We start from the raw sequence: 20,628 nt of genomic DNA on the forward strand, positions 1-20,628 counted from the left end.
TTGCTGGGCTTTATCACTGCTGGTAAATATCGGGTCTAACGATATGCCAGACAAAATTCTGCTGGTTGATCGGCTGATATCCCACTTTTTGATATAACCAAGGAGCACTGTTGGTCACCAGCATAATGCGGCGCAAACGCTGTAACACAGGATGTTCCAGCGAACAATTCATCAACCAGGCAGCCAGCCCGCGCCCCTCAAATTCTGGCACCACAAAAACATCACACAGATAACCAAAAGTGACATAATCCGTTACCAACCGGGCAAAACCAATCTGCCGATGTTGATGATAGAGACCAAAACACAAACTGTTCTCTATCGAAAGACGCACCGTTGCAAAAGAAATTCCCTTCGCCCAACTGGTAGTGGTCAGAAATGCATGAGTAAGGGCAAGATCCAACTCACTTTTATCAGTACTAATACGAAACTCACCACGCTGCCAGTGCAAACTCGAGTCCATTCACCACTCCTATTAAGCCATGCTGATAATGCTGTCAGGCGTGACAGCTCGATTAAAATCGCTGAATAGTAGCCAAGTTTCAAGCTGGTTTGTTCTTAAAATAACCAATAGCGTATATACTCTGGCGTGACACACAGTGGTTTATTTTTGCCAAAGATGTGCCGCTGTGCGCCACATCGTGTTTTCGTAGCTAGAAAGACGCTAACCTAATGAAATTGCAGGCAACATAAGGGGATTACTATGTGGCAAGCCGTTAGCCGTCTGCTAAGTGAGCATCTTGGCAGCGCAGAAATCCGCGAAAGGACCGAACTGCCGGGAGGAGAAATCCATTCTGCGTGGCGTGTGAGTTACGGTGACAGCGAGGTGTTCGTGAAATGCAACGGACGCGAGATGTTGCCCATATTCACCGCTGAGGCCGATCAGTTGGCTCTATTGGCCCGCAGTAAAACCGTGCGCGTTCCCGAAGTGTACGGGGTTGGCAGCGATCGTGATTACAGTTTCCTGTTGCTTGAGTATCAAGCGCTTAAGCCGTTCGATGCGCATAATGCGCACTGTCTAGGCCAACAGTTAGCCCGTCTGCACCAATGGAGTGAACAGCCGCAGTTTGGTCTCGACTTCGATAACGACCTTGCAACCACCCCTCAACCCAATGCCTGGCAACGCCGGTGGGCAGAGTTTTTTGCTGAACAACGTATCGGTTGGCAACTGCAACTGGCTGCGGAGAAAGGTATGATCTTTGGGGATATCGACGAAATTATCGATCTGGTTTACCTAAGATTGCAGAACCACCAGCCGCAACCGTCTCTTTTACATGGCGATCTGTGGCCTGCCAACTGCGCTCTGGCGGCAGAGGGGCCATTCCTGTTCGACCCAGCTTGCTATTGGGGTGATCGAGAGTGCGATTTAGCGATGTTACCGCTCTACCCAGATTTACCTGCCCAAATTTATGATGGCTACCAGAGCGTTTGGCCATTAGAACCGGGTTTTATTGAGCGCCAGCCGCTGTATCAACTTTACTACCTGCTTAACCGCAGCAATCTATTCGGTGGCCAGCATCTGGTCGCAGCACAGCGGGCACTTGAAATACTGATGCACCCGGAAAGAGGCTAATTAGCAAACAATCAGGGTGCTGCTTGCAGCACCTCATCATAGACATTGCCCAAAATCAGACTGCACCTGCCATTTGCCCCAATAGTTTGAGTATGAAGTAAGCCACCACGGCAATTACAATCGGTAGGATATAGAGCGGAAAGTATTGCAGAAGTATTGTATGGTGCGGCAACGTAACCCGTTCTTCCAACTGTGCGCGGGTCAGCCCCTCGTTTCCTTTAGCCTGCTCCAGAATCATCTGATCTTCTAACCCTTCACGGATAAACTTAACCTGACGCGACATGCGCGCCCCGGAAGCTTGCAATGCCAAACCCACAAAAATCAGAAAATAGATAATCAGAAACATCAGGTTTGCGCCGCCAAACAGACTTTTGTCAGCATCCGGCACCGGCGAGTTGTACCAGAAAATATTCAGGAACGAGGTATTAAAGCGCACCATATCGACAATAACGTGAACAAAGTCCAGCATCACAGCGTTAATCCCTTTGGACTTATCACTGTGCTGATACACGAAGCTCAATAGCGAAACTAACGTTGAAAGTAATGCAGGGATGAAAACAACCCATCCAAAGATACGTTTCAAAATGGCAATACGCCCAGCCTGTTGATACGTCATGTTTTCCCCTCTGATGTGACGTAACCATAATTTGGCTAAGTCTACCTTTAGTTAATCAAACTCGCCCACCGTTTTCTTTATCTTTACCCGGCTAAATGCGCGGCACCACCCGGCGATGTGGCGTTGATATGCAAAATTGTTCGAACTCTGGCAAACCTCGCATTTTGACAAAATAGGTAAATCGCAGGTAGTACAGGCTCGCTAGCTAAAATGATACAGTGACAGAAATTTTTCCCTTTACTGGTGGAGCAAGAGTTAATGGCATATTTGCAGCGTATCGAAACCGCTATTTTTGACATGGATGGTTTATTGATAGATTCAGAACCCTTATGGTTGCAAGCGGAGCTGGATATTTTTGGCTCACTGGGACTGGATCTGTCAGATCGCGACAAACTGCCAGATACGCTAGGCCTACGCATCGATTTGGTGGTCAAAATGTGGTACCAAACCATGCCGTGGCAGGGTATTTCTCAACAAGAGGTAGCTGAGCGGATCATTGAACGCGCTATCGATTTGGTCAGAGAAAAGCGCCCTCTGTTACCCGGAGTGCAGCAATCGTTGGAACTGTGCCGTAGCCTGGGGCTAAATATCGGTCTCGCCTCTGCGTCTCCCTTGCATATGCAACAGCAAGTTTTGAAAATGTTTGAGCTTGAAAGTTATTTTGATCAACTGGTATCAGCGGAATACTTGCCATACAGCAAGCCGCACCCGGAAGTTTACCTGATTGCGGCCGAGCGCTTGGGTAGTGCGCCTGAGCACTGTATCACGCTTGAAGACTCTTTCAACGGCATGATTGCTACCAAAGCTGCGCGCATGAAATCAATCGTTATTCCTGCGCAAGAGTATAGCCATGATCCTCGCTGGGCCCTGGCTGACTATAAACTACCGAGCCTTGAGCATTTAACCGCCATTCATCTGTCATAACTCTGGCGCAATGCTGTTCAAAACGTTACTAATATTAAGTGTTTCTGCTTTTATTACCTGAATTAAATAATTAATTAAAACGACGTTTCATTTTTATTGAATTTATACGCCGTTTCAAATATGCTGACTGAGTGAAGAAAACACCGGGCGATCTGTGACACTGTCACTGCCACACAGAGCCAACTGGTAGCCTGGTGTTTTCTTCATGACTTGAACTCCCAGAAATCCTCCCGTTCACTTTGCCATCAACCAAGTTACAACTTCTCTTCTTATGGCAAGCCATCTTCTATGTAGCCGATGGTATCAATGCCTAAATAACTATTTGTTACAGGGTAACTACTTTCACAACTGTAAAAATTCCCATATACTGGATATATTAACAGTTTGGTATCCAGGATAGAGCATTAATGACCGCGGAAGGACATCTCATTTTCTCTGTTGCTTGCGCGATTTTCGCCAAAAAAGCAGAGGTGACGCCTGAACTCGCCAATGGCGACTGGTGGCGGATTATTCCTGCCGCCCTTCTAACTTCATTGTTACCCGACATCGATCACCCAAAATCAGTGTTAGGCCAGCGCTTGCGCTGGATAGCCATCCCCATATCACGTGCCTTTGGTCATCGCGGTTTTACTCACAGCCTACTGGCAATCGCCGGTGGTATGATGTTATTTCAGCTAGACGTCCCCCGCAGTTGGCCAATACCCGCCGATGCGCTACACGCCATGATTATTGGGTACTTCAGCCATCTCCTGGCCGATATGCTTACTCCCGCAGGTGTCCCTCTACTGTGGCCGTGCCGTTGGCGCTTCTGCGTCCCCTTGCTGAACTCACAAAAAGGTAACCAGTTAGAACGAGTCCTATGCCTGTGCCTGGTTGCTTTTGCCATCTATTGGCAAGGTGATTACACATTCCCTGTGCAGTCATATTTTGAGCAAATAAAAAATATCCGGCTGTGAAGCTGATGAAGTGGTGATTTATTGCTCTTTTTTGTGATTATCTAACCAAATTAATCAAAAAAATTATATTAAATTCCATTCGGATATAAGTGGGCCTATGGGCAAGCTGTTACGATATTTACATTGCTACACATGGTGCGTAGCTCGTTGACTTAAAGAAAAGAAGATTGGAGAAATGGGGATGAATCTACCGCTCGTATTAAACGTGCTGGTTTTTATTGCGCTCCTTTTGCTGCTGGCGCAAACCCGCCATAAGCAATGGAGTCTGGCAAAGAAAGTGTTGGTCGGCCTGGTTATTGGCGTCGTGTTCGGCTTGGCACTGCAGCTGATTTATGGCTCAGAGGATCCCGTTCTTAAAGCATCTATTGGCTGGTTTAATATTGTCGGTAACGGCTATGTACAACTGCTGCAAATGATCGTAATGCCTCTGGTATTCGTCTCTATTCTGAGCGCGGTAGCCAAGCTGCACAACGCATCTTCCCTGGGCAAGATCAGTTTCCTGACTATCGGTACCCTGCTCTTTACTACGCTGATCGCTGCGCTGGTGGGCGTATTGGTAACCAATCTGTTTGGGCTTTCTGCCAGTGGCCTGGTCCAAGGGACTCAGGAAACGGCACGTCTGTCGGCAATTGAAAGCAACTATGTCGGCAAAGTTGCCGATCTCAGCGTGCCGCAGTTGATCCTGTCATTTATTCCGAAAAACCCATTTGCCGATTTGACTGGCGCTAACCCCACATCGATCATCAGCGTTGTCATTTTTGCCGCTTTCCTGGGCGTCGCTTCACTACAACTTCTTAAAGACGATGGTGAGAAAGGTAAGCGCGTTTTATCAGCTATCGATACCCTGCAAGCCTGGGTAATGAAGCTGGTTCGTTTGGTTATGAAGCTCACGCCTTACGGTGTACTGGCTTTAATGACCAAAGTCGTAGCAGGTTCCAACATCAGCGATATCCTCAAGCTGGGTAGCTTTGTGGTCGCATCGTATCTTGGCTTGGCGATTATGTTCGTCGTGCATGCCATACTACTAAGCGTGATTGGGGTTAACCCTCTGAAATTTTTCCGCAAAGTTTTGCCAGTGTTGACGTTTGCCTTTACCAGCCGTTCCAGCGCCGCCAGCATCCCTTTGAATGTTGAAGCGCAAACCCGTCGTCTAGGCGTGCCGGAGTCCATTGCCAGCTTCTCGGCATCCTTTGGCGCCACTATCGGCCAGAACGGTTGTGCAGGGCTTTACCCGGCAATGCTGGCGGTAATGGTTGCTCCTACAGTAGGTATCAATCCGCTGGATCCGGTCTGGATCGCCACGCTGGTCGGAATTGTAACCATCAGTTCCGCAGGGGTTGCCGGAGTTGGTGGCGGTGCTACGTTCGCGGCGCTGATTGTTCTGCCTGCCATGGGCCTGCCCGTGACGCTGGTTGCCCTACTGATTTCAGTTGAACCCCTGATCGATATGGGCAGAACGGCACTGAACGTCAGCGGTTCAATGACTGCGGGTACTGTCACCAGCCAATTGATGAAGCAAACTGACAAGACCATCATGGAGAGCGAAGACGAAGTGGAATTGGCTCAGCGGTAAAGCTGATCAAAGTACGGCAGCATAATCTGAACCGGTGTAATTGCACCGGTTTTACGCGATTTTCTCAAGTGTTTGAAAATAAACACCCACCGGTTTTTTACGATCCATATTCTGTAGCCGCTCGGTTTTAACAACCGAAAAAATAAAGTAAAAATGCCAGTCGGATTTAACTGACTGGCATTTACTCGCTAGTGCACCCAGATAAAAAGGCGTCGCTGACTAAAACGGATAGTCGTGATACCCCATCTGCTCTGAAATCAGACGTGCAGCGGTATGTAACTGGGCGACATACCCATCTTTAGCTTCTTCAGAGAAACGGATAGTTGGGAAGGAAATACTCAAACCGGCAATCACTACGCCAAAGCGGTCAAACACGGGCACTCCGATGCAACGCAGCCCCTCTTCCTGCTCTTCATTATCTTCACCGTATCCCTGCTCACGTACTTTATCCAGAGCAGGTAATAACGCTGTTGTGCTGGTGAGTGTGTGCGGCGTACTGCGAGTAAACTCAATATGGGAGAGGATCTCTTCAACTTCAGCGCGGTCACGCCAAGCCAGCAGTACTTTACCGATAGCAGTACTGTGCAATGGGTTACGGCGCCCAATACGCGAATACATACGCAAGTTGTACATTGAGTCAATCTTGTGGATATAGACGATACTGTCTTCGTCTAATGCACCAAGGTGAATGGTTTCGCGAGTCTGATTTGACAGTTCGCGCATCTGAATATCGGCACTGCGGATCAAATCAACGTTTTGCAGTGACTTCGCCCCAAGCTCAAACAGTTTGAGGGTAAGAGAATACTTCTCAGATTCGCCTTCCTGCGAGACGTATCCCAAAGACTTCATAGTTTGCAGGAAACGATATACGGTACTTTTGGACATCATTACCCGCTGGGAAAGCTCGGTAATGCCGATCTCGCGTTCGTCACCCAGTGCCTGCAGAATGCCAAACACTTTCAATACTGATGAAACCGAATCCGGTTGCTTGTCTAGATCTGCGTTAGCCATGGTAACTACCTTACTCAACTGTTTTTTGTTTTAGGAAATTTGAACAAGAGTTTCAGTATAATCGGAACATTTCACTTCGTGCAATGAAAGTTGCGCAATAATTACTGCTAATGAATTAACTGACCGCACGCATCTTACCCTTTTACACTTGGTACATAAACTGCTGATGCATTCGGCAGCAAATATGATTAGCATGTTAATATTCCCTCTATTTAATAAATACCGCCGCTATGACGCAACCTTGTTCCGATGGTTTACCTCTCCCCCAACGATATGGGGCGATCCTTGCCATTGCTCTGGGAATTACCGTTTCAGTGCTTGATGGAGTTATCGCCAATGTTGCCTTGCCAACCATTGCTCGCGACCTGCAAGCGAGCCCGGCAAGTTCGATCTGGATTGTGAACGCCTATCAATTGGCTATCACTATCTCATTACTTTCGTTGGCCTCGCTGGGGGATCTCATTGGTTACCGCCGTGTCTATCTGGCCGGGTTAGTGATATTCAGCATTACCTCAGTATTCTGCGCACTGTCAGACTCGCTGACAACGCTAACAATTGCCCGCGTCTTACAGGGGTTTGGCGCTGCAGCGATTATGAGCGTCAACACGGCACTCATTCGCATCATCTATCCCCAACGTTACCTTGGTCGTGGTATCGGTATCAACTCGCTGATTGTTGCCTTCTCTTCTGCAGCAGGCCCCACCGTCGCCGCAGCCGTTCTCTCTGTTGCTTCTTGGCAATGGCTATTTGCCGTCAATCTACCAATAGGGATTGTCGCCCTTATCCTGGGAACAAAATTCCTGCCGGCCAATAGCCAGAAGAGCAACAGTCGGCGTTTTGACACTACCAGTGCGGTGATGAATGCCTTAACGTTCGGTCTACTGATCACAGCCATAAGTAGTCTTGCTCAAGGACACAGCATGCTGTTGCTTACTGCCGAGATCGCAGCACTGCTTATTATCGGCTACTTCTTTGTCCGCCGTCAGTTGAACCAAACCTCCCCGCTATTGCCGGTAGATTTGCTGCGTATTCCTATTTTTGCTTTGTCTATGGGCACCTCAGTTTGCTCCTTTGCTGCACAAATGTTGGCAATGATATCGCTGCCCTTCTTCCTGCAAGGTTCATTGGGGCGTGACGAGGTTGAGACCGGCCTGCTGCTGACACCCTGGCCGCTGGCGATCATCATAATGGCACCGATTGCCGGCAGGTTGGTGGAGCGTATTCACGCAGGATTACTCGGCGGGATTGGTTTGGCGACCTTCGCACTTGGTCTGTTTCTGTTGGCCTTACTGCCCAATGACCCGACAAATCTGGATATTGTTTGGCGCATGGTACTTTGCGGAGCCGGATTCGGCCTATTCCAGTCACCCAATAACCACACCATCATTTCTGCCGCTCCGCGCCACCGTAGCGGAGGTGCCAGTGGTATGCTCGGTACTGCACGTTTATTAGGGCAAACGTCCGGAGCCGCTTTGGTAGCACTAATGTTTAACCTGTTTCACACCGATGGTACACACGCTTCGCTGATACTGGCGGGGGTCTTCGCCAGCGTTGCAGCAATAGTGAGTTGCTTACGTATGACACAGCCCCATACAGTAGCCTCAAAGTAAAAAGGCCCATTCTCAGGCATAAAAAAACTGCACCTTAATCAGTTTTCAGGAAACTTTTGGGGTGCAGTTCGAAAAGCCGTTTTGGAAGCTGTTATTTCAGATACTGACCGGAACGCAACGCTTCAATACGCTTATCAAGCGGTGGATGCGACATGAACAACTCACTGAATGATTTGGATTTACCATTGATGCAGAATGCCATCATGCTACCCGTCTCTTGCGGTTCATAGCTGGTTTTCAGTCTCTGTAGCGCCGCAATCATCTTTTCGCGCCCAACCAGTTTGGCTGAACCTGCATCAGCGTGAAATTCACGGTGGCGAGAAAACCACATGGTGATAATACTAGCCAGGATGCCAAACACCAGTTCCAGTACCATCGACACGCCGAAGTAAATCATCGGGTTGCCATTGCCTTCCCCCTCACCATCGCGATTCCCCAAGAAGCCAGCGGCCACTTGCGCAATCAGACGAGAGATAAAGATCACAAAGGTATTCACAACCCCCTGGATCAAAGTCATTGTAACCATATCACCATTGGCAATGTGGCTGATTTCATGGGCAATAACAGCCTCAGCTTCGTCACGGCTCATACTTTGCAGCAAACCGGTACTCACAGCGACCAGAGAGGCATCGCGGCGTGCACCTGTCGCAAAGGCGTTGATATCCGGGGCATGATAGATCGCAACCTGTGGCATGGCAATGCCAGCCTGTTGCGACTGACGCTGAACAGTTTGCAGCAGCCAGTTTTCAGTTTCATTACGCGGTTGTTCAATCACTTCTCCGCCCACGGAGCGCAGAGCCATCCATTTGGACATCAGCAGCGACACAAATGCGCCGCCAAAACCGAACAGGCCAGCCATAATCATCAGGCCCTGAACGCTACTGGATTGGATCCCTGTCAGGCTGAGTACCAGCCCGAAAACCAACATCACCGCCAGGTTGGTAAGCAGGAACAGAGCTATACGCATCATAGAATGTTTACTTCCTCATAAATGTTAACAAAACGCTGCTTGATATACGCAGATCGTATGGGCAATTGTCACAATTTCAAGCATTGCATGCCATTAACCTACTAAAAATACGAAACTTTACAATATCAACGCCAAAACGTGCCTTGGCAAATTGTAATTGATTGTTGCGTAAAGGAGTGAAATTTTATGGGGATTTTTTGTAAAACGTTTAAGTATTAAAAAAGCGCACCCTGAGGTGCGCCTTATCTGTTTTAACAGAAAACCTTGCTATTTAACCGCTGGCGTCTGTTGTGATGGTTGCTGCTTCTCAATGTTGGCAAGATCCAAGGCTATTCTGACCGTTTCATCAAGATATGGGTCTGGATCCTTGTAATCCTTTGGCAGTTCATCAAGGGATTTCAACGGTTTCTTCCCTTCACGCTGCAGGCGTTCATTGATACGCTTCAAACGCGTAGCGTCATCATCATGGTTTTCTTTCTCGCGTATAGCCAGATTGAGAGAAGCAATATTACGCTTATCTTTCAGAGCCTTATAGTGCGCTATATTTTGAGCGATGTACTGGAACTCTGGATCCTTGGCGATACGTTGCTCATGGTCCTTCAGTAACGCCGGTTCAAATGGCTTCAAATCACCCGTTTTGGTGTATGTCGCCGCATTGATACTATCCCAAGGCATAGCGTTATCTTCGAAGCTCTCACCGGTTTCTGCCGGGTCGATCCCCGTCGGCATCAGAATATCTGGCGTGACACCTTTACGTTGGGTACTGCCACCATCTACACGGTAGAACTTCTGGATGGTATATTGCACGGACCCCAGCGCAGGCCATTCTGGACGCAGCATCTGATCGTAGATACGGTTCAGCGAACGGTATTGCTGCACTGTACCTTTACCAAAGGTCGGTTCACCCACGATCAGCGCACGGCCATAATCCTGCATTGCAGCAGCGAAGATCTCGGAAGCAGAAGCACTCAAGCGATCAACCAGCACCACTAGCGGACCTTTGTAGTAAACAACACCATCTGTGTCCGCATCTTCGCGGATCTTTCCGTTGTTATCACGCACCTGCACAACAGGGCCACTAGGGATAAACAGGCCGGAAAGCGACACGGCTTCGGTCAATGCCCCGCCCCCATTGGAACGCAAGTCAATAATCAGGCTGTCCACATTCTGCTTGGCCATCTTTTGTAGCTGGACTTTCACATCGTCTGTCAAGCCAACATAGAAACCAGGAATGTCCAACACCGCTACTTTCTGATTACCAACGGTTTTGATGGTCATTTTCACCGCACGGTCTTCCAGACGGATACGTTCGCGTGTCAACGTCACCATGCGGGTTTTGGTGCCCTTGCCTGCTGGCAGGATCTCCAGACGCACCTTGCTACCCTTCGGCCCCTTGATAAGAGATACAACATCGTCAAGACGCCAACCAATCACATCGACCATCGGTTTACCCGCCTGACCAACACCAACAATACGATCGCCGATGGAAATCGCCTTGCTCTTGGTTGCTGGGCCACCAGGGACCATTGAATTGATTACCGTGTAGTCATCCTCCATTTGCAACACCGCGCCGATCCCTTCGAGTGAGAGACTCATTTCAGTGTTGAACTGTTCGGTATTACGAGGTGACAGGTAATTAGTATGCGGATCTATCTCATGTGCAAAAGCCGTCATAATCAGAGAGAAAACGTCTTCGCTGTTGCTTTGCGTCAGGCGCTTAATAGCAGACTGATAGCGTTTAGTTAGCGTTTCTCGGATCTCTTTATCCGTTTTGCCAGTCAGCTTCAGATTCAGTTGGTCATATTTGACCTTGGCATCCCAAAGACGATCCAGCTCGGCTTTATCTTTTGCCCACGGAGCTTTGCTGCGGTCCAAATCGATGGTGTCATTGCCGGTAAAATCCATCGGTTTTTCCAGCAGGGACAAAGCATACTGATAACGTTCAAAACGGCGTTTCTGTGCCAGATTGAATAGCGCATATGGCGTATCCAACTTGCCGGATTTCAGTTCTTCGCCCAAGGTATTGCGTCTAGCAGCAAATTGGGCAACGTCTGAAGCCAACAATACGTTATGGCTGTAGTCCAGCATGTTCAGGTAGCGATCAAAGATCTTGCCTGAAAAATCCTCATCCAGACTAAACTGGCGGTAATGCGAACGCATGAAGCGCGAAGTTACACGCTCACTTACGGTCGTGTGTTGCGCTTCCTGCGAAAGCTGAGGCAGTTGATCGATACGAATGTTGGCGGTATCAGCGCCATAACTGACCCCAGCCCACAGCAGTGCCGCAACTGCTGTTAATCTGATAAATTTGTTCATGCCTTGGTTGGCCTCCGTATCAGAACTGCAAGTGTTCTGCGCGCACAATCATCGCCAGACCGGAAGAAAGCTGTACACGTACGCCATCTTTAGCGATTTCGAGTACGGTTGCATCCATTGCGCTCTTACCTGCTCTGACTTTAATTCCTTGGCCAATTTGCAGTTTAGAGATATCTGTGACTGGCACATGACGTGGCTGGTTCTCCTCTTGTTTTACTTCACGAGGTTCACGAGCTTGCTGTGGGCGAGTTTGTGGGCGTGGCTTGCGGTTCTCTGTGGCTGCGGCAGCACCTTCACGGCGTACAGCTGGCTTTTTACCGGCAGGACGCGGACGGCGAGGCTCGGCAGCGGCAGACTCACCAGCGGCTTCACGTTTTTTGGCGTTCTGTTCCGCTCGCTGTGCCTGAACACGCGCTTTAGCTTCTTCAAGCTGCTGACGCGCATGATCGACATGCTGCTGCTCCAGTTCACCGCACGGATTTCCGTCCAGGTCGACACGCTGCGCGCCCACCTTGACGCCGTACAGGTAACGCCAGCTCGAGGTGTATAAGCGCAGAGCGGAACGTAATTGCGTTTTACTGAGGTTTTCTTCCCCCTGCATACGTTCAACCAGATCCTGAAAAATACCAATTTTCAGAGGACGCGCTTCACCTTCTGCGCTAAAGCAGAGCGGGAAACGCTCGGCAAGAAAAGCTATGACTTCTTTGACTGAGTTCAACTTGTGTTGATTTTCCATGAAATTTCCTGATTACAACGGGTTGCCAACAAGCCGCAGGCATGAACAGGCGTCATTATAATGACGCTATCGCTAAATACCACGTTAACCGTAGATCAACTTGCAGCTACAGTGACGTATTTCGCACAACTGCACAGTGCCAGCTGTCCGCAAAGCCCCGCTACCACTGCTTTCAGGCCAATTTCATCCTGTTCATCGAAGCGTTGAAAAACTGTGCTGTCGATATCCAGAACACCGATAACCTGACCGTCGACTTCTAACGGCAACACAATTTCTGCATTACTGGCAGCATCGCAGGCGATATGACCGGGAAATGCATGAACATCGTCAACACGTTGCACCCTGTTTTCCGCGACTGCGGTGCCACACACACCTTTACCGATGGGAATACGCACACAGGCTACTTTGCCCTGAAACGGGCCAAGTACCAGTTGATTGTCATCCATCAGGTAAAAACCCACCCAGTTGACGTCATTCAATCGTTCATTGAGCAGCGCACTGGCGTTGGCCAAAGCTGCGATGAAATGAGTTTCCCCCTCCAGCAGTGCATTCAAGTCACGTTTTAATTCCGCGTAGAATTGTTCTTTAGTCATCTCTTAACCGTTATTACTCTTGGATAGTCCAGGCTTGCCCCGTATAAAATAAGCATTAAATGCGTATGCCCACAAGGTGAATCATCTGTTGCTTCACAAAACAGTGCCTCGCAAGGTATGTTTGCCAGCTTGACAGTATTTTTAACCTGCCATGTTCGCCGTATCCAGACTAAGAAAATGCTCATTTTGAGCTACGATAAGTAAACCCAAAAGGTTCAGAACAGCCTTTCATGATGAATATAAACGCCATCGTCCCGTTGTCCAAAGCACGCTACCAACGCTGTTGCGAATGCGATTTGCTGTTTTCACTGCCGCCACTGAGCAGAAAACAAGCCGCTTACTGCCCACGCTGCAATGCCAAGGTAGTGCTTGGCCGCGACTGGTCAATGACACGCCTGACAGCGATTGCGGTAGCCATGCTCTTGCTGATGCCGTTTGCCTTCACTGAACCCTTGATCAGCATCAGGCTGCTCGGCACCCGTATCAACGCAAGCCTCATGGAGGGGATCTGGCAAATGAGCAGCCAGGGAGACCCTATCACAGCAAGCATGGTGGCATTCTGCACCATTGGTGCTCCACTTACGCTGGCATTGTCCTTGTTGTATCTAAGATTTGGTAGCGCATTGGGCATGAACCTGCGGCCAGTTTTGCTAATGCTGGAGCGTCTCAAAGAGTGGGTCATGCTGGATATCTATCTGATCGGCATGGCAGTGGCGGCAATCAAGGTTAAGGAATATGCGGATATTCAGATGGGCAGCGCGATGATTGCCTATCTGACACTCACGCTGCTTAGCATTCTTACATTAATCCATCTGAATCTGGAGCAACTTTGGGAACGCTACTATTCCCAGGAGCAACGCGCTGGCAACCCAGAAACACTGCTCGTTTGTCTGGCCTGCCATTATACCGGTTTTCAGGACCAACGCGGGCGTTGTCCTCGCTGTCATGTTCCGATACATCACCGGCAACCCCATAGCCTGCAAAAAACCTGGGCTGCACTGATAGCCGCAATGGTGCTACTGTTCCCTGCCAATCTGCTGCCCATCTCGATTGTTTATGTCAATGGCGCGCGGATGGAGGATACCATTTTCTCTGGCGTAGTGTCTCTGGCTACCTCTGGCAATATACCAATCGCCGCCATTGTGTTTATTGCCAGCGTTCTGGTGCCTTTCACCAAGGTGATTGTGCTGCTGATGATCCTTTTCAGCATTCATTTTAAAACGCCGCACAGCCTGAAGACACGCATTCGTCTGCTGCGGCTGGTGGCCTGGGTTGGCCGCTGGTCGATGCTTGATCTGTTTGTTATTTCGTTGATGATGTCGCTCGTCAACCGTGACCAGCTATTATCTTTCACTATGGGGCCCGCCGCTTTTTACTTTGGGTCTGCGGTTATTTTAACTATCCTTGCCGTTAAGTGGCTAGACAGCCGATTGATTTGGGATGCACATGCAACAGGAAACGCCGAGTACGCCGACTGAGGCTAGAATCAAGAACAAGCGCCGCATTTCACCATTCTGGTTATTGCCGTTTATCGCCCTGCTGATCGCCGGCTGGCTGGTATACAACAACTTTGAGGAGCGCGGCACGACTATCACTATCGATTTCAAATCGGCAGCCGGGATTGTTGCTGGCAGAACGCCAGTTCGCTACCAGGGTGTCGATGTCGGTACCGTCCAAAGTATCTCGCTGAGTAAAGACTTGCGTAACATCGTCGTGGAAGCCAGCATCAAAAACGATCTTGAAGATGCATTACGCGAAGGAACGCAATTCTGGCTGGTTACGCCCAAAGCCTCACTAGCGGGAGTTTCTGGCCTGGATGCATTGGTAGGCGGGAATTACGTTGGCATGATGCCTGGCCCCGGCAAACCTCAGACCCATTTCGTCGCATTGGATAATCAGCCCAAATATCGTCTGAATACGGGCGAACTGCTGATCCACCTGCATGCCGATGATCTTGGCTCACTGAATTCCGGTTCTCTGGTTTATTACCGCAAAATTCCCATTGGTAAAGTCTATGACTACACGATTTCTGAAGGAAACGATGGCGTAACTATCGATGTCCTGATCGAACGCCGTTTTGCCAATCTGGTGAAAGACAGCAGCCGTTTCTGGAATGTCTCGGGGTTTAAAGGCGACTTCAGCCTGTCGGGGGCATCGGTACAGATGGAGAGCCTGGCAGCGCTGGTTAACGGTGCAATAGCTTTGGATTCCCCAACCGATGGCAAACAGGCTGAAACTCATCAGAACTTTACTCTTTACCCAGACCTGGCCCGCAGCCAGCGCGGTGTTAACGTTACGTTAGAACTTCCTAATGGTAACAACCTGAGTGAAGGCCGTACTCCACTGATTTATCAAGGTTTACAGGTGGGTACCCTTACTCGCCTGATTTTGCAGGCGGACGGCAAAGTCACTGGTGAGTTGACTATCGATCCTTCGATTGTCGATCTGATGCGAAGCGGTACCCGTATTGAAATGCATAGCCCCAGGATCAGCTTTAATGATACCAAGCTAAGCCAGTTGCTGACGGGCAATACGTTAGAACTGGTGCCTGGTGAGGGTGGGCCCCAACATCACTTTACTGTCCTTGACAGCAACAGAACGCTGCTGCAGCAGCCGGGGGTTCTGACAATAACTTTGCATGCTCCGCAAAGTTACGGCATCGACGTTGGCCAGCCATTAATTGTCCACGGCATCAATGTAGGGCGTGTTCTGACGCGAACGCTGACAGACGACGGCGTGAGCTTTACAGCAGCGATTGAGGCGCAGTATCGGCAGTTGATCCATCAAGACAGCAAATTCGTGGTTAACAGCCGCCTGGACGTCAAATTTGGCCTGGATGGAGTGCGCGTATTGGGGGCCAGTGCGCAAGAGTGGCTTGACGGTGGTGTGCGGATTATTCCGGGCAATAAAGGGGAACCCGCAACGCACTACCCCCTTTACAGTAATTTGGAAAATGCCGAAAACGGTATTGTTGACAGCACGCCGAAGCCAACGCTAACGCTAAAGGCAACCAGTTTGCCCGACGTGCAGACCGGTTCGGTCGTGCTATACCGCAAGTTTCAGGTAGGTGAGATTATCAGCATTCGGCCTAAAGCCAACGAATTCGAAGTTGATGTCTATATCAGCCCGGAATACCGCAACTTGCTGACCAATGAGAGCATTTTCTGGGCTGAAGGTGGAGCCAAGATCCAGTTGAATGGCAGCGGTATTTCAGTACAGGCTTCGCCACTTAATCGTGCATTGAAAGGCGCTATCAGTTTTGACAATTTGCAGGGTGTCAAACTGGAAAAAGGAGCGAAACGCACTCTCTATATTTCCGAAACCGCTGCACGCGCCGTTGGTAGCCAGATTACTTTGCGCACGTTTGATGCCAGTAAACTCTCCCCAGGTATGCCGCTACGCTATCTCGGCATCGATATCGGCCAGGTCGAGTCACTGAAGCTGGCACCGGAAAAAAATGAGGTATTAGCTCAAGCCGTGCTGTACCCCGAGTATGTGCGGGCGTTTACGCGTTTTGGCAGCCGTTTCTCCATTGTTTCCCCAGAAATATCCGCAGCTGGAGTCAACAACCTTGACACGTTACTACAGCCCTATATCAACGTGGAACCCGGTCATGGCCACCTGACGCGTATTTTTGAATTACAGGAATCAAGCATTACCGATTCACGCTATCAGGATGGATTGGCCGTTATACTGGATGCGGCAGATACGGGGTCACTGCAGGTCGGAACTCCGGTGTTATTCCGTGGTGTTGAAGTGGGAACCGTTACTGGCCTCTATCTGGGCGAACTGTCAGACCGCGTTAACGTTAAACTGCGTATCAGCAAGAAATTCCAGCATCTAGTGCGAAACAACAGCGTATTCTGGCAGGCGTCGGGTTATAACCTGCAGTTCGGTCTGACTGGTGGCGTGATTAAGAGTGGTACCTTCCAGCAGTTTATTCGCGGCGGGATTGCCTTTGCTACGCCACCCAGCATTCCGCTGGCACCAAAGGCCGTCCCCAATAAACACTTCCTGCTCAACGCGGAAGAGCCCAAAGACTGGCGTGGATGGGGAACCGCCATTCCTAAAAACTAAACTGCGTTACTCTGTAGTGCGCTGCTAGCCGATTAAGAAAAAATCCAGTCTTTTTCATCGGCAAGGTTCATTATACCGAACCTTGCCGATGTTCTCAGAGCAATATTTTATGTTAAACTAGCCCCTTGATTTTTTTTCGCCCTGAGAGCCCCCCTGTGGCTAAACCTGCTCCTGCTTTTCTGCCCGCTGCTTTTCTCGACGCCACTCGCGCCATTATGCCAGACCATTTATCGATGGATGACTTTGTCACCATTTGTCAGCAACCTTTACGCCGCAGCCTGCGCGTCAATACCTTGAAAATTAGCGTCACTGACTTCCTAGCGCTGGTAAAAGATTATGACTGGCGGCTGGAACCCATTCCCTGGTGCCCTGAGGGTTTTTGGATCGAGCGCGAGGATGAGGCGTTACGTTTGGGCAATGCAGCCGAGCATTTGAGTGGCCTGTTCTACATTCAAGAAGCCAGTTCCATGTTACCAGTGAGCGCTTTGTTTGCCGAACGGCCAGAACTACGCCGAGTGCTTGACGTTGCCGCAGCACCAGGTTCCAAAACTACCCAGATTGCTGCGCTGATGGATAATCAGGGGGGCATTGTTGCTAACGAGTACTCTGCCAGTAGGGTCAAGGTTCTGCATGCCAACATCAGCCGTTGCGGTGTCAGGAATGTCGCATTGACGCACTTCGATGGCCGAGTATTTGGCGCCGCATTGCCCGAAAGCTTCGACGCCATTTTGTTGGATGCCCCCTGCTCTGGTGAAGGTGTCGTGCGTAAGGACCCGGATGCCATGAGTAACTGGTCGCCCGAAAGCGTTACACGCATTGCGCAAACCCAGCGAGAACTCATCGACAGTGCGTTTCACGCTTTGGCACCCGGTGGCGTGATGGTCTACTCTACCTGTACTCTGAACGCTCAGGAGAATCAGGATGTAGTGACCTATCTATTGGCCACGTACGGCGATGCCGTGAGCATTGAACCGCTGACAGAATTATTTCCTGATGCACACAGGGCATCAACTGCGGAAGGCTTCCTGCACGTATTCCCACAGATTTACGATAGCGAAGGTTTTTTTGTCGCCCGCCTGCGTAAAAACCATAGCGTCACACCGTTGGCCAAACCTGGCTACACCTTAGGAAAGTTCCCTTTTTCGCCACTTTCAGCCAAAGATTCCGCGCAGATCAAGCAGGCGGCGAGAGCTGCTGGATTAGCTTGGGATGAAACAGGCAGACTGTGGGCGCGAGACAAGGAAATCTGGCTGTTTCCTGCTGAACTGGAAGCATTGATCGGCAAAGTGCGTTTTTCTCGTATTGGAATCAAATTGGCCGAACGATTCACAAAAGGATTCCGTTGGCAACATGAAGCCGTGATTGCCTTGGGTGCAAGTGACCCCAAAAATACCTTTGAACTTGACGCCACGTTGGCACAGGAGTGGTTTCACGGCCGCGATCTCTATCCATCTGCGCTGCCACAGGGAGACGAGTTTATTCTCACCTATCAACAGCAGCCTTTAGGATTAGCCAAACGTATAGGCAGCCGGATTAAAAACAGTCTGCCACGGGAATTAGTGCGCGACGGCACCTTGGATTTTCATCAGTAAACCTTGTGCGATTAACGGATGGCGATACCGCGCCCGGCGAAAAAACGCCCGAATTCGTTCAACTTAATCGTGACATGTTGTCGCGTTTCGCGGCTATCACCGGACGGATTATGGAAAGTGACCGTATCTTTATCCGCAGCAATCAGTAATACCAGATGTCCGCCGCGTGTTGGTGGCGGCGTCTGTGGTTGCCGAATGGAGGGGTGCACAGAAGCCATAAAATAACGATACTGGGTCAACAACTGAGGTAGTTCATCTACACTGACATCAATCTGCACGGATGCCGTCAGTGAAAACTGTTCGCCAACAAATTCAACAAAGGGCGCATAAATCAGCCCTTTGATTTGCTTTCCCTCGCGCACATAAGCGCCATAAGGCAAACTACGGCGTGCCAGTTCCAGAAGCGGCGGAGCCGTGCCATCACGATGCGCAAGCACCATTTTCAAACAGGCCATTCCACAGACATGGTTTGCCCATTCACAGTACTCCGCCTGATCGGCAGCACCACTTTCCGCCCAGTTGGCATCATCGGCAAGAGCTGCGCGGCCTTTGATCAGATCAACTGCCAACTCGGGTGTCGCCCACTGACAAAAATAGGGAACTGTCGACTGCGCCATTGCTTAGAACTTTTCAATAACTTTAAAGTGCATCAGCACCAATGTCATATCCGGTGAGAACAGTTCGTACTCTTCAAAAAAGCGCTTATGCTCTTTGCGCCAATAGGCAAGCGTTCGGTCGCCTTCACCTTCGGCCAGCGCGTGTGCCTCATCGACCTGTTCATAAGTGCTCATATCCACTTTGGTCAGCTCTATGACACACACCGGCTCATTTTTCCCATCCACCACGATAAATATATCGCCAGTCTGTGGAATGCCCTCACCGTCAAGGTTGGAGCAAGTGGCTGTCTTTATCCCGTCAAGAACCAGCTTTGCCAGTTCATCTGCCTGCCGCTCAGTGTCGCCAAATGCCCAACGTTCTACATCTTCGTATTTTTCTGGAAATGCCATAACTTTACCTTTATTGAATGAGCATCAAATCTATGATGTTCAGTATACCGCATCCTCTTGAACACGCATCTGCGGTGTTACTGCTCGGCCCTTCAGCCGCAAGCTTTTAGCGGATTTTCGGTAAATTTCTGTGCGTAAGTCTTTGCAACATGCATACTGTCGGTCAATATGTGCTAACGGCAGCTCGCCGAGGCGGCAATATGAACAAAGCAGAGAAAGATCCCGATGATACCTTCAGTGATTTACTGAAAATTATCGCTTTTACTGCGATCGTGATTGTCGGTTTGAGTATTTGGTATCTCTGCACCTAAACGGAATAAGGAAGCAAAATTGCCAAACAAACGTATGCAAACCAAGCATTGGAAAATGTTCGTGATCCTGGTGTTGATCTGCGGAGCCCTGTTATTACTGAGATGGGCTGCCATTATCTTCGGTTAGTCAGCGCCCTTTTCTCTCAAGCGTCTTGCCTGGTTGGGTGTTGTTTTGGCAACCGGCTCAAACAACTCCCTTAGATAGGCAACTCGGGCTTCGCCTTGTGGTAGCCACCATTGACACCAACGGCTTTTAACCTCCGCATGGTGACTGAGCCGATAATAAACTGCCAATTGTTCGACAAGTTTCATAGTTTTCCCTCCTGCTATTTGGCGCTTTCAGTATTGAATATGAAAACAAGAAGAAATACTGACGAGATGTTTTATATACTTCCGGTTTTATTCTTTCTCATCGGTGGCGAACCTTTAAATCAACTGCTACATTGACCAAAAATCACCCAGTTGGGGTTAGCGATGAGATACTCAGAGCAGGAGATAAAGCCAATATGGGATGAGGTTGCCAGGCTGATTGGCGACAGCGTAATGCAGCTTCGCCATCGTGGCGAAGTTTTGTCGGTAGAGACGCTTGCCAGCTATTTGGCAAAAAAATTAGCGGCAAATGATGATGTTGAGCAACGGATCCTGATTGGTGCAGCAATCAACATGCTGAAGAATGGAAAGTGAACCATTCCCTTAATGTCAGCCCTTTGGATATGTCTATACTCGTCATACTTAGAGTTGCTTGGTGTTGGCTTTCCTCGCTCAC

General features: G+C 49.5%; 20 protein-coding genes. 10 read left to right on the top strand and 10 right to left on the bottom strand.

Annotation, left to right across the window (positions count from 1 at the left end; genetic code table 11):
- Positions 1-13: 13 nt before the first annotated feature.
- The gene (locus SAQUA_RS12600) at positions 14-460 is read right to left on the bottom strand and encodes a GNAT family N-acetyltransferase (protein ID WP_380675393.1); all 447 of its coding nucleotides are present in this window, start codon (positions 458-460) and stop codon (positions 14-16) included.
- A 240-nt stretch (positions 461-700) separates the two neighbouring features.
- Here SAQUA_RS12600 and SAQUA_RS12605 point away from each other — a divergent pair, with 240 nt between their 5' ends.
- Complete coding sequence (locus tag SAQUA_RS12605) at positions 701-1,570, top strand: fructosamine kinase family protein (RefSeq protein ID WP_380675395.1); 870 nt, start codon at positions 701-703, stop codon at positions 1,568-1,570.
- Positions 1,571-1,625: 55 nt separating this feature from the next.
- Here SAQUA_RS12605 and SAQUA_RS12610 read toward each other — a convergent pair whose 3' ends face one another.
- Positions 1,626-2,186 carry a YniB family protein gene (locus SAQUA_RS12610; protein WP_380675397.1) on the bottom strand — a complete coding sequence of 187 codons (561 nt, stop codon included), beginning with the start codon at positions 2,184-2,186 and terminating at the stop codon, positions 1,626-1,628.
- A 258-nt stretch (positions 2,187-2,444) separates the two neighbouring features.
- Between SAQUA_RS12610 and hxpB the strand changes: the two genes are divergently transcribed.
- The 3 genes from hxpB to SAQUA_RS12625 all read left to right on the top strand — a co-directional run bounded on the left by hxpB (position 2,445) and on the right by SAQUA_RS12625 (position 5,639).
- A complete protein-coding gene (gene hxpB / locus SAQUA_RS12615; protein ID WP_380675399.1) occupies positions 2,445-3,110 on the top strand; it encodes a hexitol phosphatase HxpB in 666 nt (221 codons plus the stop codon).
- A gap of 407 nt (positions 3,111-3,517) precedes the next feature.
- Positions 3,518-4,066, top strand: a complete 549-nt coding sequence (locus SAQUA_RS12620) for a metal-dependent hydrolase (RefSeq protein WP_380675401.1) — start codon at positions 3,518-3,520, stop codon at positions 4,064-4,066.
- 181 nt (positions 4,067-4,247) lie between these two features.
- Positions 4,248-5,639: an L-cystine transporter gene (locus SAQUA_RS12625; protein ID WP_380675403.1), complete on the top strand. Its 1,392-nt coding sequence runs from the start codon at positions 4,248-4,250 to the stop codon at positions 5,637-5,639.
- A gap of 219 nt (positions 5,640-5,858) precedes the next feature.
- Here SAQUA_RS12625 and kdgR read toward each other — a convergent pair whose 3' ends face one another.
- Positions 5,859-6,650, bottom strand: coding sequence for a DNA-binding transcriptional regulator KdgR (kdgR, locus tag SAQUA_RS12630; protein WP_380675405.1), 792 nt, complete (start codon positions 6,648-6,650; stop codon positions 5,859-5,861).
- A gap of 230 nt (positions 6,651-6,880) precedes the next feature.
- Here kdgR and SAQUA_RS12635 point away from each other — a divergent pair, with 230 nt between their 5' ends.
- Positions 6,881-8,260, top strand: a complete 1,380-nt coding sequence (locus SAQUA_RS12635) for an MFS transporter (RefSeq protein ID WP_380675407.1) — start codon at positions 6,881-6,883, stop codon at positions 8,258-8,260.
- A 91-nt stretch (positions 8,261-8,351) separates the two neighbouring features.
- Here the strand turns inward: SAQUA_RS12635 and htpX are convergent, their stop codons facing one another.
- From htpX to SAQUA_RS12655, 4 genes are all read right to left on the bottom strand, one after another.
- Positions 8,352-9,230: a protease HtpX gene (htpX, locus tag SAQUA_RS12640; protein WP_380675409.1), complete on the bottom strand. Its 879-nt coding sequence runs from the start codon at positions 9,228-9,230 to the stop codon at positions 8,352-8,354.
- Positions 9,231-9,497: 267 nt separating this feature from the next.
- Entirely contained in the window at positions 9,498-11,546 is a 2,049-nt protein-coding gene (gene prc, locus SAQUA_RS12645) for a carboxy terminal-processing peptidase (RefSeq protein ID WP_380675411.1), read from the bottom strand.
- A gap of 19 nt (positions 11,547-11,565) precedes the next feature.
- Positions 11,566-12,282 carry an RNA chaperone ProQ gene (gene proQ / locus SAQUA_RS12650; protein ID WP_380675413.1) on the bottom strand — a complete coding sequence of 239 codons (717 nt, stop codon included), beginning with the start codon at positions 12,280-12,282 and terminating at the stop codon, positions 11,566-11,568.
- A gap of 95 nt (positions 12,283-12,377) precedes the next feature.
- Positions 12,378-12,875 carry a GAF domain-containing protein gene (locus SAQUA_RS12655; protein WP_380675415.1) on the bottom strand — a complete coding sequence of 166 codons (498 nt, stop codon included), beginning with the start codon at positions 12,873-12,875 and terminating at the stop codon, positions 12,378-12,380.
- 233 nt (positions 12,876-13,108) lie between these two features.
- Between SAQUA_RS12655 and yebS the strand changes: the two genes are divergently transcribed.
- The 3 genes from yebS (at position 13,109) to rsmF (ending at position 18,544) form a co-directional block, all read left to right on the top strand.
- Positions 13,109-14,353: a membrane integrity lipid transport subunit YebS gene (gene yebS, locus SAQUA_RS12660; protein WP_380676010.1), complete on the top strand. Its 1,245-nt coding sequence runs from the start codon at positions 13,109-13,111 to the stop codon at positions 14,351-14,353.
- On the top strand, positions 14,322-16,952 hold the full coding sequence (locus SAQUA_RS12665) for an MlaD family protein (RefSeq protein WP_380675417.1): 2,631 nt from the start codon (positions 14,322-14,324) through the stop codon (positions 16,950-16,952). The genes yebS and SAQUA_RS12665 overlap by 32 nt, the downstream gene beginning before the upstream one ends.
- 155 nt (positions 16,953-17,107) lie before the next feature.
- A complete protein-coding gene (gene rsmF, locus SAQUA_RS12670; RefSeq protein ID WP_380675420.1) occupies positions 17,108-18,544 on the top strand; it encodes a 16S rRNA (cytosine(1407)-C(5))-methyltransferase RsmF in 1,437 nt (478 codons plus the stop codon).
- Positions 18,545-18,555: 11 nt separating this feature from the next.
- Here rsmF and SAQUA_RS12675 read toward each other — a convergent pair whose 3' ends face one another.
- Positions 18,556-19,161 (bottom strand): C39 family peptidase, encoded by a 606-nt coding sequence (locus tag SAQUA_RS12675; protein ID WP_380675422.1) that lies wholly within the window; start codon positions 19,159-19,161, stop codon positions 18,556-18,558.
- Between the two features lie 3 nt (positions 19,162-19,164).
- Positions 19,165-19,551: an ASCH domain-containing protein gene (locus SAQUA_RS12680; RefSeq protein WP_380675424.1), complete on the bottom strand. Its 387-nt coding sequence runs from the start codon at positions 19,549-19,551 to the stop codon at positions 19,165-19,167.
- A 330-nt stretch (positions 19,552-19,881) separates the two neighbouring features.
- On the opposite strand from SAQUA_RS12680, the gene yniD reads away from it, so the two are divergent.
- Entirely contained in the window at positions 19,882-19,989 is a 108-nt protein-coding gene (yniD, locus tag SAQUA_RS12685; RefSeq protein WP_380675426.1) for a small membrane protein YniD, read from the top strand.
- Here the strand turns inward: yniD and SAQUA_RS12690 are convergent.
- Positions 19,986-20,174, bottom strand: coding sequence for a hypothetical protein (locus SAQUA_RS12690; protein WP_380675428.1), 189 nt, complete (start codon positions 20,172-20,174; stop codon positions 19,986-19,988). The genes yniD and SAQUA_RS12690 overlap by 4 nt on opposite strands.
- A 162-nt stretch (positions 20,175-20,336) precedes the next feature.
- Here SAQUA_RS12690 and SAQUA_RS12695 point away from each other — a divergent pair, with 162 nt between their 5' ends.
- Positions 20,337-20,546: a hypothetical protein gene (locus tag SAQUA_RS12695; protein ID WP_380675430.1), complete on the top strand. Its 210-nt coding sequence runs from the start codon at positions 20,337-20,339 to the stop codon at positions 20,544-20,546.
- Positions 20,547-20,628: the final 82 nt, after the last annotated feature.

Source organism: Serratia aquatilis, from assembly GCF_044865145.1.
GTDB classification, from domain to species: Bacteria; Pseudomonadota; Gammaproteobacteria; order Enterobacterales; family Enterobacteriaceae; genus Chania; species Chania aquatilis.